This window comes from Micromonospora sp. MGP-C2 (genome assembly GCF_057766525.1).
Genome location: NZ_JBYMEN010000002.1, coordinates 3,007,318 through 3,020,809, shown reverse-complemented (window position 1 = coordinate 3,020,809; position 13,492 = coordinate 3,007,318). Strand labels below are relative to the sequence as shown.

11 protein-coding genes are annotated in these 13,492 nt (G+C 72.7%); 8 read left to right on the top strand and 3 right to left on the bottom strand.

The window, feature by feature from the left end; translation table 11 throughout:
* Positions 1 to 18: 18 nt before the first annotated feature.
* From AC3CF1_RS13535 to AC3CF1_RS13505, 7 genes are all read left to right on the top strand, one after another.
* The gene (locus AC3CF1_RS13535) at positions 19 to 2,439 is read left to right on the top strand and encodes a sensor histidine kinase (RefSeq protein WP_488450590.1); all 2,421 of its coding nucleotides are present in this window, start codon (positions 19 to 21) and stop codon (positions 2,437 to 2,439) included.
* A gap of 12 nt (positions 2,440 to 2,451) precedes the next feature.
* On the top strand, positions 2,452 to 2,874 hold the full coding sequence (locus AC3CF1_RS13530; protein ID WP_327646055.1) for a roadblock/LC7 domain-containing protein: 423 nt from the start codon (positions 2,452 to 2,454) through the stop codon (positions 2,872 to 2,874).
* The gene (locus tag AC3CF1_RS13525) at positions 2,864 to 3,253 is read left to right on the top strand and encodes a DUF742 domain-containing protein (protein WP_354982303.1); all 390 of its coding nucleotides are present in this window, start codon (positions 2,864 to 2,866) and stop codon (positions 3,251 to 3,253) included. Before AC3CF1_RS13530 ends, AC3CF1_RS13525 begins: the two co-directional genes overlap by 11 nt.
* Positions 3,234 to 3,836 carry a GTP-binding protein gene (locus AC3CF1_RS13520; RefSeq protein ID WP_099848118.1) on the top strand — a complete coding sequence of 201 codons (603 nt, stop codon included), beginning with the start codon at positions 3,234 to 3,236 and terminating at the stop codon, positions 3,834 to 3,836. The genes AC3CF1_RS13525 and AC3CF1_RS13520 overlap by 20 nt, the downstream gene beginning before the upstream one ends.
* Positions 3,837 to 3,923: 87 nt before the next feature.
* Complete coding sequence (locus AC3CF1_RS13515; RefSeq protein WP_354982302.1) at positions 3,924 to 4,961, top strand: lactonase family protein; 1,038 nt, start codon at positions 3,924 to 3,926, stop codon at positions 4,959 to 4,961.
* A gap of 158 nt (positions 4,962 to 5,119) precedes the next feature.
* Positions 5,120 to 6,880, top strand: a complete 1,761-nt coding sequence (locus AC3CF1_RS13510; protein ID WP_354982301.1) for a substrate-binding domain-containing protein — start codon at positions 5,120 to 5,122, stop codon at positions 6,878 to 6,880.
* A 211-nt stretch (positions 6,881 to 7,091) separates the two neighbouring features.
* On the top strand, positions 7,092 to 8,573 hold the full coding sequence (locus AC3CF1_RS13505) for a sugar transferase (protein WP_435794545.1): 1,482 nt from the start codon (positions 7,092 to 7,094) through the stop codon (positions 8,571 to 8,573).
* A 9-nt stretch (positions 8,574 to 8,582) separates the two neighbouring features.
* On the opposite strand, the gene AC3CF1_RS13500 is transcribed toward AC3CF1_RS13505, so the two are convergent.
* Entirely contained in the window at positions 8,583 to 9,713 is a 1,131-nt protein-coding gene (locus tag AC3CF1_RS13500) for a PP2C family protein-serine/threonine phosphatase (protein WP_488450589.1), read from the bottom strand.
* A 66-nt stretch (positions 9,714 to 9,779) separates the two neighbouring features.
* Between AC3CF1_RS13500 and AC3CF1_RS13495 the strand changes: the two genes are divergently transcribed.
* On the top strand, positions 9,780 to 10,427 hold the full coding sequence (locus tag AC3CF1_RS13495; protein WP_488450588.1) for a MarR family winged helix-turn-helix transcriptional regulator: 648 nt from the start codon (positions 9,780 to 9,782) through the stop codon (positions 10,425 to 10,427).
* Between the two features lie 60 nt (positions 10,428 to 10,487).
* On the opposite strand, the gene AC3CF1_RS13490 is transcribed toward AC3CF1_RS13495, so the two are convergent.
* Positions 10,488 to 12,098 (bottom strand): PP2C family protein-serine/threonine phosphatase, encoded by a 1,611-nt coding sequence (locus tag AC3CF1_RS13490; RefSeq protein ID WP_488450587.1) that lies wholly within the window; start codon positions 12,096 to 12,098, stop codon positions 10,488 to 10,490.
* Between the two features lie 124 nt (positions 12,099 to 12,222).
* Positions 12,223 to 13,461 (bottom strand): ROK family transcriptional regulator, encoded by a 1,239-nt coding sequence (locus AC3CF1_RS13485; RefSeq protein ID WP_185755407.1) that lies wholly within the window; start codon positions 13,459 to 13,461, stop codon positions 12,223 to 12,225.
* Positions 13,462 to 13,492 lie beyond the last annotated feature (31 nt).

Genomic DNA, 13,492 nt, shown 5'->3' with positions numbered 1-13,492 from the left:
CTGTACGGGCGAGGTCTGATGAGAACCCGCGACTGGCCGATCCGCTCGAAGCTGACCGCCCTGGTCGTCGCGCCGGTGAGCGCGCTCCTGGCGTTGTGGATCTTCGCGACCACGTTGACCTTCGGGCCCGCCCTCAATCTGCTCTCCGCCCGCACCCTGCTGTACGACCTGGGCCGCCCCGGCGAGGCGGTGGTCACCGAGTTGCAGCGGGAACGCCGCCTCTCGGTGGTGCAGCTCGCCGGCAGCGCCGATCTGCCGGCCCTGGTCGAGCAGCGTGAGCGCACCGATCGCGCGGTCGCCGAGCTGCGCCGCCGGGTCGACGGAGAGGCGCTGCGCGACGCCGCCGACGACCTGCTGGAGGACCGCGTCGACCGGCTGGTCACCGCTCTGGCGGCGCTGCCGACCGGCCGGGACTTCATCGACGACCGGATGATGGACCGCCCCGGCGCGATCGGTCTCTACAGCGGCATGGTCACAGCGGCCTTCCAGGCGTTCTCCGCGATGGCCACCCTGTCCGATCCCGACCTCAACCGGCAGGCGCTGGCGCTCACCGCGCTGGGCCGATCCCGGGAGCTGCTCGGCCAGACCGACGCCATGCTGGCCGGCGTACTGACCGTCGGCCGCTTCGCCGACGGGGAACACGCCCAGCTCGTGCAGTCCATCGGCAACCAGCGGTGGCTTACCGAGAGCGCCGTGGCCGACCTGCCCGAGGCCGGGCGCGTCGCGTACCAGCGACTGACCGAGAGCCCGGCGTTCACCAGTCTGCGCGCCATGCAGGACGCGCTGGTCGCGGCCAACCGACCCGGCCGGCCGCCGGTGGACGCGGCGTCCTGGCAGGCCAGCCACGACGCCGTCCAGCAGCAGCTGCGTGACTTCGAACTGGCCGAGGCCGACGGTCTCACCGACCGTTCGGTGCCGATGGCGGTCCGGATCCTGGTCCGGCTGGCCGCCGCCGGGGTGCTCGGTCTCGCAGCCGTGGTGATCTCGGTGCTGGTGGCGGTGCGGGTCGGCCGCACCCTGGTCCGACGGCTCAGCGGCGTCCGCACCGCCGCGCTGGAGCTGGCCGAGCACCGGCTGCCGGACGTGGTGGCCCGACTGCGCAGAGGTGAGCAGGTCGACGTCGCCCGGGAGGCGCCACCCCTGGAATACGGCAACGACGAGATCGGCGAGGTCGGGCGCGCCTTCACCGAGGTACAGCGCACCGCCGTCCAGGCCGCGGTGGACGAGGTCACCCTGCGTCGCGGGCTCAACGAGGTCTTCCTCAACATCGCCCGACGGAGCCAGAGCCTGGTGCACCGTCAGCTGCACCTGCTCGACCGGATGGAGCGGCGCGCGGAGGACCCGGACGAGTTGGCCGAGCTGTTCCAGGTCGACCACCTGGCGACCCGACTCCGCCGGCACGCCGAGGACCTGGTCATCCTCGCGGGCTCCGCGCCCGGCCGCGGGTGGCGAAACCCCGTCGCGATGGTCGACCTGATCCGCGGCGCGATCTCCGAGGTCGAGGCGTACGACCGGGTGGACATCACCGCCGTGCAGCCGGCCGGAGTGCTGGGCCGGGCCGTCGGCGACGTCATCCACCTGCTCGCCGAGCTGGTCGAGAACGCCACCGCCTTCTCCCCGCCGGACACCCGGGTCACCGTCGTCGGTGAGCAGGTGGCCAACGGGTACGCCCTGGAGATCACCGACCAGGGGCTGGGCATGTCCGAAGCGGCGCTGGAAACCGCCAACACCCGACTGGCCAGCTCGCCCGAGTTCGATCCGGCGCAGAGCGCGCGACTCGGCCTGTTCGTGGTGGCCCGGCTGGCGGCCCGCCACCACGTACGGGTGCGGTTGCGGCCCTCCGGCAAGGGTGGAATGACCGCTGTGGTGCTGATCCCCACCGACCTCGTCACCGCTGAGCCTCCGGCCGGCCCCGACCCGGCCACCCTGGGTGCCGCCTCGGCCGCCGCGGGCCGACGGCTGGCGCGCCCGGTACGCCGGGGCAGCGTGCCCCGCGCACGCACCCGCCCGTCCACGTCCACGCCCGCCGCCAAGTCCCCGCCCGCGCCGGCCGCCGTCGCGACGCCGGCCGCCTTCGGCGGGGGTGCTGCCGCAGGCGGCCTGGCGCCTGCCGTAGGGGCGTCGACCTCGGACCCGTCCGCGCCGAACGGGACCGGCGACGCGGGGCCGGAATCCACCCCCGCGGCGACCGACGACGAGCTGGACGGCCTGCCCCGCCGGGTGCGACGCCAGACTCCCGTCGCCCAGCCCCGGTCGACCGTCAACGACACCCCCTCGCCCCGATCCCCGGAGGAGGTCCGCCGAGTGATGGCCGCCCTCCAGGCCGGCACGGCACGCGGACGCGCCACCGTGATCACCCCGGCGGCGCCGAACGGCCCGGCGGCCACGGCTGACCCCACCGACCCGGCGACGACCGCCGAACTCCCCAACCGCGACTGAGAGGGACGCCTAGTGCGGCATTCGACGAAGCAGAGCGCCGGCCTCGACTGGTTGCTCGACGAGCTGGTGCAACGGGTCCCGGCCGCCCGGGAGGCGGTGGTGCTGTCCGCCGACGGTCTGCTGCTCGGCTGCTCGGCCGAGTTGGAGCGCTCCGACGCAGAGCACCTCTGTGCCCTCGCCGCCGGCTTCTCCAGCCTGGCCCGAGGCGCCAGCCGACACGTGGACGGCGGCCCGGTCCGCCAGACCGTGGTGGAGATGGAGACCGCGTACCTCTTCGTCACCGCCGCCGGGCAGGGAGCCTGCCTGGCGGTGGTGAGTGACGCCGACGCGGACATCGGGCTGGTCGCGTACGAGATGGCGATGCTGGTCATCCGGGTGGGGGAGAGCCTCGCCGCGCCAGCCCGATCGTCGGTGGGACCCGGTGATGCGGACTGAGCCGCCCGGGCCGCAGCACGAGTGGCTGGACAGCGACGCCGGCCCGGTGGTGCGGCCGTACACCCTCACCCGAGGGCGGGTACGCTCCGCCGTCGACGGTTTCAACCTGGTCGCGTTCGTGCTGGCTGGCTCGGACGTCGACGCGGCGAGCCATCCGCACCTGCTCCCGGAGCATCGACGGCTGATCGCGTTGTCCCGCCAACCGGTGTCGGTGGCCGAGTTGGCAGCCGAGCTGGACCTCGCGGTCGGTGTGGTCCGGGTCCTGCTCGGTGATCTCCTGACCGAAGGCATGGTCGCGGTGCACGAGCCGCCGGCCGCCGGCATCCTTCCCGACGACGACATCCTCAAGGCGGTGGTCAGTGGACTCCGTGCGCTATGACCATGTGGGCACCAGCACCACGATCCCGCTGGCACTGAAGATCCTCATCGCGGGAGGCTTCGGCGCTGGCAAGACGACATTGGTGAGCGCCCTGAGCGAGGTCCGCCCGTTGCAGACCGAGGAGGTGCTGACCGGCGCCGGGATCGGCACCGACGACATCTCCGGGGTGGAGGGCAAGTCGACCACCACTGTGGCGATGGACTTCGGCCGGATCACCATCAACGAGGACCTCCAGGTCTACCTGTTCGGCACCCCCGGTCAGGACCGGTTCTGGTTTCTCTGGGACGAGCTGGCCTTCGGTGCGCTCGGGGCGGTGGTGCTCGCCGACACCCGTCGACTGGCGGACTGCTTCCCCTCCATCGACTACTTCGAGCAGCGGGGCATCCCGTTCGTGGTGGGCGTGAACTGCTTCGACGACTCGCGCAGGTTCAACCTGGAGACCGTACGCCGGGCGCTCGACCTGGACCCGGACGTGCCGATGGTGCTCTGCGACGCCCGGGACCGGCAGTCCGGAAAGATGGTGTTGATCTCTCTGGTCGAGCATGTGGCCCGGCAGCGTGGGGAGCCGGTGCCCACGGCCTGAGATCCGGGCCGGAAAGCCGGTTAAGGGCCGGGCAACGCGGGCAGCCTCTGATTGGATCAGCGGGGGACGCCAGCGGAGGAGTCGGACGTGAGTGGTCAGGGTGAGATCGTCCACATCGGGGGTTACACCGCGCAGAGCGGTGGGCGGGGCAGCGGCATCGTCGCGGCACACCGCGATCCGACGACGGGGGCACTGACCCCGCTCGGCACCGTGGCGGTGACCGCGTCCCCCTCCTTCCTGGCGCGGCACCCCACCCACCCGGTGCTCTACGCGGTCAACGAGCTGACGGACGGCGAGGTCAGCGCCTGGCGGGTCGGGTCGGAGGGTAGGCTGGACCCGCTCGGCAGCCGGTCGACCGGCGGTGCGGAGCCCTGTCACCTGGCGGTGCTGCCCGACGGCGGTCACCTGGTGGCGGCCAACTACGGCAGCGGCAGCGTCGCGGTCTTCCCCCTCGACGCGCAGGGCGTGCCCGGCGAGCGCACCGACCTGGTGGTGCACGAGGGGCACGGCCCCGACCCGGAGCGCCAGGACGGCGCGCACGCCCACATGGTCTCGCCAGGTGCCGGCCGGGCGCCGCTCCTCGCTGTGGACCTCGGCACCGACTCGGTCTACCGCTACGACCTGGACGACGCGAGCGGGCGCCTGGTGCCCCGTGGGCCGCGCATCCGTACGGCACCCGGCACCGGGCCCCGGCACCTGGCCCGACACCCGGACGGACGACGCTGCTACCTCGTCGGTGAGCTGGACGCCTCGGTCACCGCGTACGAGCTCACCGACGACGGCGCGTTGCACCAGCGCGGTCGGGTCGAGGCCAGCGAGCGGTCCGGTCATGTCCAGCCGTCGGAGGTCGCGGTGGCCCCGGACGGTCGCTTCCTCTATGTCGCCAACCGGGGGGTGGGGACCCTGGCGGTCTTCACCCTGGCCGGGGATCTGCCCGAGCTGGTGGCTGAAGTGGACACCGGCGGCGAGTGGCCCCGGCACTTCGCGCTGATCGGTGAGCACGTCTACGTCGCCGACGAGCGGGCAGACATGGTGCGCGTTTTCCGGCGAGACATCGAAACCGGTGTCCCGGAGGCGGTCGGGGAACCGGTGCTGGTGCCGAGCCCGACGTGCGTGCTCCCCTGAATCTGCGCCGTCGAAACGCGAAGGCGGCGCTGATTAGGCAACGCCCTGGGGCCGGAGCGTCACTCTGTGTCGCTAAATGGAGGTCAACTGTTTCTCCTGCGTAACTTTAGTCCGAACGGATGTGGCAGAGAGGGCACCTTGTACGCAAGATGGTCACCGTGTCAGCAGGCCGCCATCGCATGCGTTCGAAACTCCACCTAGCAGCCGCCGCCGCGACGGCGACGGTGCTCGTCGTCACGACCGGTGTGTGGTTCGGCTATCGGGAGTTGATCCAGCCCAACTGCTCGGGCGAGATCCGGCTCGCCGTGGCGGTCGCCTCCGAGCTGGCCCCCGCGGTGGACGCCGCCGCGTCCCAGTGGGTCAAGGACGGCGCCGCGGTAGGCCCCACCTGCATCCGGGTGGACGTCTCCGCCTCCGACCCGGTGGACGTGGCCGCGGTGGTGGCGGCCAAGCACGGTGCGGTCCTGGCCGGTGTGGGGCAGGCCAGCGGCACCGCCGTCAGCCCCGACGTCTGGGTGCCCGACTCCTCGACCTGGTTGCTGCGCTTCAAGAAGGACGCGACGGCGTTCGCTCCGACCAACGGCGCGTCCATCGCGCGCAGCCCCATCGTCGTTGCGATGCCCGAGCCGATCGCCACCCGGCTGGGCTGGCCGGACAAGAAGTTCAACTGGACCGACCTGCTCAAGCAGGTCAACAACCCCAGCGCGCCGCTGCGGACCGGGATCGTCGAGCCGACCCGCGACGCGGCAGGCCTGTCCGGCCTGCTGTCGCTCACGGCGGCAGCCAACGGCGCCGGCGGAAACGACGCCGAGCGCAACACCGTCGGCGCGCTTCGCGCACTGGCCACCGGGCGCTCCTCCCTCCGCAACGACCTGCTGGCCCGCTTCCCGACCGCCAACGACGCGACCTCCATCGCCAGCGGTCTCGGCGCGGCGGCCCTGTCCGAAGAAGACGTGATCGCCTACAACAGCAAGAAGCCACCGGTGCCGCTCGCCGCGCTCTACATGGAGCCGGCGCCGATGCCGCTGGACTACCCGTACGCGGTGCTGCCCGGCATCGAGCCGAGCAAGGCATCGGCGGCCCGGGTGCTGTTCGAGCTGCTCACCAGCCCCACCTTCCGCAACCGGCTCGCCGCGCAGTCGCTGCGCGCGCCGGACGGCAACTGGGGTGAGGGCTTCAAGGCGCCGCAGGGTGCCCCCAGCCCGTCCGGCGGCGCGCCGACCGCACCGGCCAACGGTGGCACCGCCGCGGGTGGCCTCGACCCGGCTGCGATCCAGCGGGTCGTCTCCAGCTGGTCGATCGCCACCCAGTCCGGTCGGATGCTGGCCGTCATCGACGTCTCCGGCTCGATGAAGGAGCCGGTGCCCTCCGCCAACAACCGGAGCCGGGAGGAGGTCACCGTGGACGCGGCACGCCGCGGCCTCGGCCTCTTCGACGACTCCTGGTCGATCGGCCTGTGGACCTTCTCCACCAAGCTGGTCGGCAACCGGGACTACCGACAGCTGATCCCGATCGGACCGCTCTCCGGTCAGCGGGCCCAGCTGGAGGGGGCGCTCGCCACCATCAAGCCCTCCAGCGGCGACACCGGCCTCTACGACACGATGCTGGCCGCGTACCAGGCCGTGCAGGAGGACTGGCAGCCCGGCCGGGTCAACTCGATCGTGCTGTTCACCGATGGCAAGAACGAGGACGACAACGGCCTCAACCAGCAGCAGTTGCTCGCCAAGCTCAAGGACATCGCCGACCCGGAGCGGCCGGTCCAGGTCATCATGATCGGCATCGGCGAGGGCGTCAGCAAGGCCGAGCTGGAGTCGATCACGAAGGTGACCGGTGGCGACGTCTTCGTCACCAAGGACCCGAGCGAGATCGGCAGCATCTTCCTCAGCGCCATCGCCCGGCGTCCGCCGGCACCGCGCTGATCCAGCGCTCAGACGCCAGAGGGCCTGCCGTACCGCCGATCCGGTGTGGCAGGCCCTTTTTGGCCACCGTGTTGAACAAAAGTGACGGTAATACGTCCGAAGCAATCGGCCGTCCTAGTTGTCAAGGCAGGATGTCGACTGTTCCGGCATAGTCGGTCCGCCTCCGGACCGACCCGTCGCCGGGGCCATCCTGAACAGAGTGGGAGGGCCGGTGACCGCGGCGACACTGTTGACCCCCGCCACGTCGGCGGGGCCGAAAGGCCGTCCTGCTGGTCTGGTGGCGCGCGCCGACGAACGGTCCTACGTCCGGGTTCTGGTGGTGCTGGACACCACCATCCTCATCATCGCGCTGCTCGTCGGCTACGTCACCCGCTTCGGCCACGACGAGCCGACCGACTCGGACGTCCCGTACGTGTTGGTCGCCCCCGGGTTGGTGCTGGCCTGGCTGATCTCGCTCAAGTTTCTCGGCTGCTACGACGACCGGGTGATCGGCTACGGGGCGGACGAGTACCGGCGGGTCAGCTCCGCCAGCCTGCGCCTGGCCGGTGCGATCGCCATCGTCGGCTACATCGCCGATTTCGGCGTGTCCCGGGGTTTCCTCGGAATCTCCTTCGCGGTGGGCACCGTCGGGCTGGAGGTGGCGCGGTTCGCCGCCCGTAAGCGCCTGCACCGGGCCCGCTCGTTGGGCGCCGGGTGGTCCCGCAAGGTGCTGGTGGTCGGCGACACCGCCCACGTGTTGGAGTTGGTGCACACGTTGCGCCGCGAGCCGTACGCCGGTTACCAGGTGGTCGGGGCGTGCATTCCGGACGTGCTGCTCGCACCGGTGGCGCAGAGGTTGGGCGACGTACCGGTGGTGGGGTCCTTCCGGGGCATCCCGGAGGCGGCCACCGCGATCGGCGCGGACACCGTTGCGGTGACCGCTTCGGGCGAGCTGACCGCGGCCCGACTGCGTCGCCTCGGCTGGCAACTGGAGGGGACCGGCGTCGACCTGGTCGTGGCACCCGCGTTGACCGACGTCGCCGGCCCGCGGATCCACACCCGCCCGGTCGCCGGCCTGCCGCTGATCCACGTCGAGGCCCCCGAGTTCCGCGGGGCACGCAAGCTGGTGAAGGGTCTCGTCGACCGGTCCGTCTCGTCGTTGGTGTTGGCGCTGCTGCTGCCGCTGATCGCGTTCATCGCCCTGGCCATCAAGGTGGACAGTCGAGGTCCGGTGCTGTTCCGGCAGGTCCGCGTCGGCCGGGGCGGGCAGGAGTTCGGCGTGTTCAAGTTCCGCACCATGGTGGTCAACGCCGACGCCATGCTCGCGGAGCTGACCGCCCGCAACGAGACCGACGGCCTGATGTTCAAGATGCGCCACGATCCCCGGGTCACCCGGGTGGGTCGGTTGCTGCGCAAGTGGTCCCTGGACGAGCTGCCGCAGCTCGTCAACGTGCTGTTGGGTCAGATGAGCATGGTCGGGCCGCGCCCGCCGCTGCCCTCGGAGGTGGCCCGCTACGACGGCGACGTGGCCCGGCGGCTGCTGGTCAAGCCGGGCATGACCGGCCTCTGGCAGGTCAGCGGTCGCTCGGATCTGAGCTGGGAGGACGGCATCCGCCTCGATCTCTACTACGTGGAGAACTGGTCCCTCGCCGCCGACCTCACCATCCTCTGGAAGACCTTCGGAGTGGTCCTGAACGGCCGCGGGGCATACTGACCGCGCCGGTCACGGTTGCGGGCCGTACCAGTCCAGGCAGACGACCACCGCGTCGTCGACCAGGTCACCGGCCACGAACGCGCGCAGGTCACCGATCAGCGACCGGACGGCGTCCAGTGGCGCCATCGGCCCCGTCCGGCGCAGGAACCGGTCCAGTGCCGTCTCGCCGTAGCGCATGTGCTGCCCGGTGGCCTCCAGCACTCCGTCGCTGACGACGAAGAGCCGGTCGTCGCGCTCCAGCGGGAACTTCTGCTCGTGGTAGTCGGTCGCCTCGAACATGCCGAGCGGGAACTGCGCCTCCAGGGGCTGCTCGGTGACCTCCCCGCCGCGCAGCAGGACCAGCCGGGGTGAGCCCGCGTCGACGACGGCCATCGTCCCGGAGCGAAGGTCCAGCTCCATCAGCAACGCGGAGAGGTGCTGCTCGCCCCGGTGCAGGTCGTAGATGGCCTGGTCGGCGAGGGCGGCCTGGTCGCCCAGGCTCAGCCCGGCCCGGCGCGCGTTGCGCAGCGCGTGGGTGGCCAACGAGGTGAGCAGGGAGGCGGCGACGCCCTCACCGGTGCCGTTGATGGTGGCCAGCCAGAGCCGCTCCCCGTCGTCGGACCAGTCGAAGCTGTCGCCGCGCACCGTGTACGCCGGCTCCAACTGCCCGGCCAGGCTGAACGAGGGTCGGATCCGGCTGCGGCCGGGCAGCAGGTCCCACTGCATCTCGGCGGCCAGGGTGAGGCGCTGGCTGCGCCGCGCCGCCCGGTAGACGTCGGTACCGGAGGATACCGCCGCCACCTCGTGGGAGAGCGCCGTGGCGATCTCGGCGAGCGCGGCGAGGACGTCCGGGTCGTCCGGGACGGGCGACAGGCACAGCACCCCCCGGCGCTCGCCACGCATGCTGACCGGGAACCACCCGTTGCCGTCGGTGAGTATCGGTGACTGGTGGTCGAAGGCACGCCAGGCGGGGTGCCCGGGGCTGTCGATCGGCTCACCGTCGTCGAGCGGCAGGAGCTCCGCGAGCCGGTAGTCGACCTGGTACAGCTCGACGTCGGTGATCCCGTACGACCGGGCGAGCACGTCGCCGATGCCACTGACGAGCCGGTCGGCCGGTGTCTGGTTCAGGGCGCGCCGTGCCTGACTGACCGGTTCGCTCATCGTCGCTCCCTTGCTAAAGCTCGACCACCAGCGGGTTCGGAGTATTCTCGGCCCACCATGGCCGATGTGAGCGGTCCGACGGACCCCGAGACGAGTATGGCTGCCGCGCTGGACGCGGTGGCCGCAAGCCTGCTGGGCATCTGGGAATCTGCCCGGGAGGGGACCGCCAGTCGTGTCTCCGGCGCCCAGCTACGGGCCGTGATGGTGGTGGAACAGTCCGACGGGATCAACCTGCGTCGGCTCGCCACCCAGCTCGACATGTTGCTCAGCTCCGCCAGTCGCCTCTGTGACCGGCTGGTCGCCGCCGGCATGCTGGAACGCGAGCCGGGCCGCTTCGACCGGCGGGAGATCTCGCTGCACCTCACACCGGAGGCCCGCCGGCTCCTCGCCGAGCTGCGGGCGGATCGTCAGGAACAGCTCGGGGCCGTGCTGGCGGGGATGAGCCCGGAGGGTCGCGACGCGCTGCTGCGCGGGATGCGGGAATTCGACGAGGTCGGTCGCCGACAGCAGGCGCACGCCACGTCGGCACTGGGCGAGCCGGCGGAGCAGGAGGGCTGGCCAGGCCCGGACCGGCCAGGTGGCCGGTCTCTGCCCACTGATCCGGGCCTGCAGACCCGTGAGGCCTGGGCAGGCTCGTCGGGCGACCAGGAACGCTCGGTCGGCCCCACCCGGGACTGGCCGGCCGGCGGCCCACCGGTGGCGCGAACCGCCTGATCGCGCCGCTCCGAGCTGGTGCGGCCGTGAGCGGGTCGCGCACATTCCGGCCGGACCCACTCACGCCGGCACCGAGGCACAGACGGCCAGCATCGCGACGTCGTCGTGGGCCTGCCCGTCCAACCAGTCGTCGACCGCCCGGAGCACCCGGTCGATCAGCGCCGCCGGCGGCTGCCCGGCCGCCGCCGCGACCGCCGCACGCAGCCGGGCCTCACCGAACATCACCCCGTCGCGGGGCCCGCGCGCCTCTGTCACCCCATCGGTGTACGCCAGCAGCAGGTCGCCCGGGTCAAGGTGCACTTGGGTCTCGGCGAACCGTGGGGCCGTCAGCGCCCCGACCGGCATGCCACCGACCGGGACCGGTGTGACCGTGCCGTCCGTGGTGACCAGCAGCGGTGCCGGGTGGCCCCCGCCGGCGATCCGGATGTCCACCCCGTCGGGCCCGCGCTGGAGGGAACCGAGCAGCAGAGTGGTGAGCTGGCTGCGCCGGGCCGCGTCCGGCGCGTCGAACAACGCCCGGTTGAGCAGGTCGATCAGCTCCAGCGGGCGCTGCTCGACAAGCCGCAGCGTCTGCAACGACTGGCGGACCCGGCCGGTCAGCACGGCTGCGCCCACGCCCCTGCCGCACACGTCGCCGAGCGCGAACAGGGCGCCGCGCGGGTGCGGGAACACCTCGTAGAAGTCGCCTCCGATGCGCAGGCTGTCTCCGGCGGCCCGGTAGCCGCCGGCCAAAGTCACGCCGGGCACTGAGGGCAGCTCGGGCGGAAGCAGGCTGGCCTGCAGGACCCGGGCCAGATGGGCCTGCTCGCCATGGAGGTCGGCCGTGGCCAGCGCGGCACCCGCCCGGGCGGCGAACTCCCGGGCAAGCTCGATGTCGCGCGGGTCGAAGTCGGCCCGCCCGGCCCGTCGGACGAGCAGCAGAGCGCCGACCGACCCTTCGGCGCCGAGCATCGGGCTGACCAGCACCATGCCGGGGTGGCCGAACCCGGGCGGCAGCATGGCGGCCAGGTCGGCGAGCTCGGTGTCGCGCCAACGGCTCGGCTCGGTGACGTCGCCGGTCAGCGCCTCGGCGAGCCCGGGCACGGTGTGGGTCAGCGTCGCCGGGGCCAGCCCGCTGACCGGGGCGGGCTCGCCGTCGGCGTACCGGATCCAGCGGGCGTGCGGCTCGGCTGGCGCGGCCGGTCGGGGCAGGGCCACGGCGACGTCGGCCAGATAGGGAACCGCGAGGGTGGTGGTTGCCAGGAGCACCTGGTCCCGGTGCAGGGACAGCCCGAGCCGGCTGCCGGCCTGGGCGAGGAAGGCGGTGCGGGAGCGTTCGGCGAGCAGGGCGTCGGCGCGGGCGTGCTCCTCGGTGGCGTCTCGCACGTACCACGCGAAGCGGGAGCCGGCGAGCTGTCGCCGGGCACCGCGCAGTCGTCGGCCGCGGTGGTCGGCGTCGAAGCGGTCGGCGTCGCTGGCGACCGCCCGGGCCAGGGCCGCCACCGGGCAGCGGGACAGCTCGGTGCCGACGGTGATTTCCGGGAGCAGCTCCGCCGCCATGGCGTTGAGCAGGGTGACCCGGCCGGTCTCGTCCGTCGTGAGGACTGCCTCGGCGAGACCGTCGAGCAGCTCGCGGGCCAACGGCGGGTCGGCTGGCAGCGGAGTGCCGCTGGGTTGCCGGGTCGTGGTCACCGCCGCACGCCGGCTCGCGTCTGACGACTCGTGCGCATGCTGCTTCTCGACTCCTCACACGGCATCGTTGCTGAGGGGCAAGGATACCGATCCGCACCGACAGACGCCCAGCGCGCAGTGTCGATCAGCCGGAGCGGGCCAGCCACCCGGCGGGCTGGGCGACGATCCGGCGGACCACCGAGCCGGCGGCACCCACCGCGGCGGCCTCCGCGCCGAGCGTCGACGGCCGGACCGTGACCGGCGACCAGGCGGCGGTCAGCACCCGGCTGGCGATCTCGGCGAGCACGGGAGGGCACAGCCAGGGCGCGAGCGCCGCGTACCCGCCGCCGAGCACCACGGTGTCCAGGTCGAGCAGGTTCACGACGCCGGCCACCGCGACGCCGAGCGCCGTCCCGGCGTCGTGCAGCGCCCTGAGCGCGTCGGCGTCGCCGGCCTCGGCCAGCTCGGCCAGCCGCGCCGTCGCGGTGTCCGCCGGAAGCTCCGCCCGGGCCAGCCCGGCAGCGGTCACGATCGCCTCCTGGCCGGCGTACTGCTCCAGGCAGCCCTGCCCGCCGCAGCGGCACGGACGGCCCTCGGGGTGGACCGGAAGGTGCCCGATCTCACCGCTCCAACCGCGCACGCCGCGGAACAGCGCCCCGTCCAGCACGATGCCGGCGCCGATGCCCACCTCTCCGGAGATGTGCAGGAAGCTGGACGGGCCGGGTGGCCGGGAGTGCAGCTCACCGAGCGCGGCGAGGTTGGCCTCGTTGTCCACGACCAGGACGGGCACACCGGGCACCTGCTCGACCAGCGGCGGATGCTCGGCGAGCAGTGCGGGGACGGGCACGTCGCGCCAGCCGAGGTTGGGCGCGAGCCGGACCATCCCGGCGTCGTCCACCAGGCCGGGCACCGCGAGCGCGGCCCCGACCAGGGTGAGGCCCCGCTCGGTGGCGTCGTCGCGGGCCGCCACGGCCATCTCGACCAGCTGGGCCAGCGCGTCGGCGGGGGCCACCGGGCGCAGGTCGGCCCGGTGCACGGTGCGATGGCGGACCTGGCCGGCGAGGTCCACCACGCACACCGCCAGGTAGTCGACGTTGACCTCCAGGCCGAGCCCGGCCGGCCCCTGGTCGGCCAGGACCAGCCCGCGTGCCGGACGGCCGGCGCCGGAGCGGGGCGCCGGGTCGGATTCGCTGACCAGGTGGCCGGCGAGCAGGTCCTCGACCACCGCGGAGACGGTGGCCCTGGTCAGGCCGGTCGCGGTTGCCAGGTCGGCCCGTGACGGAGGACGGTGGGCTGCGGCGATGCGGCCGAGCACCAAGGCGAGGTTGAGCTCGCGCAGACTGCCCTGACGGACTGCGCCGGCCGGGGCGTGGGTGAGGCTCACCCCTTGACAGTGCCATAGGTCGAGCAAATAA

Excerpts from the sequence above, each read along its gene's own strand:
- AC3CF1_RS13535 (WP_488450590.1), top strand. The coding sequence starts at position 19 with ATGAGAACCCGCGACTGGCCGATCCGCTCGAAGCTGACCGCCCTGGTC.
- AC3CF1_RS13525 (WP_354982303.1), top strand. The coding sequence starts at position 2,864 with ATGCGGACTGAGCCGCCCGGGCCGCAGCACGAGTGGCTGGACAGCGAC.
- AC3CF1_RS13500 (WP_488450589.1), bottom strand. The coding sequence starts at position 9,713 with ATGAGCGAACCGGTCAGTCAGGCACGGCGCGCCCTGAACCAGACACCG.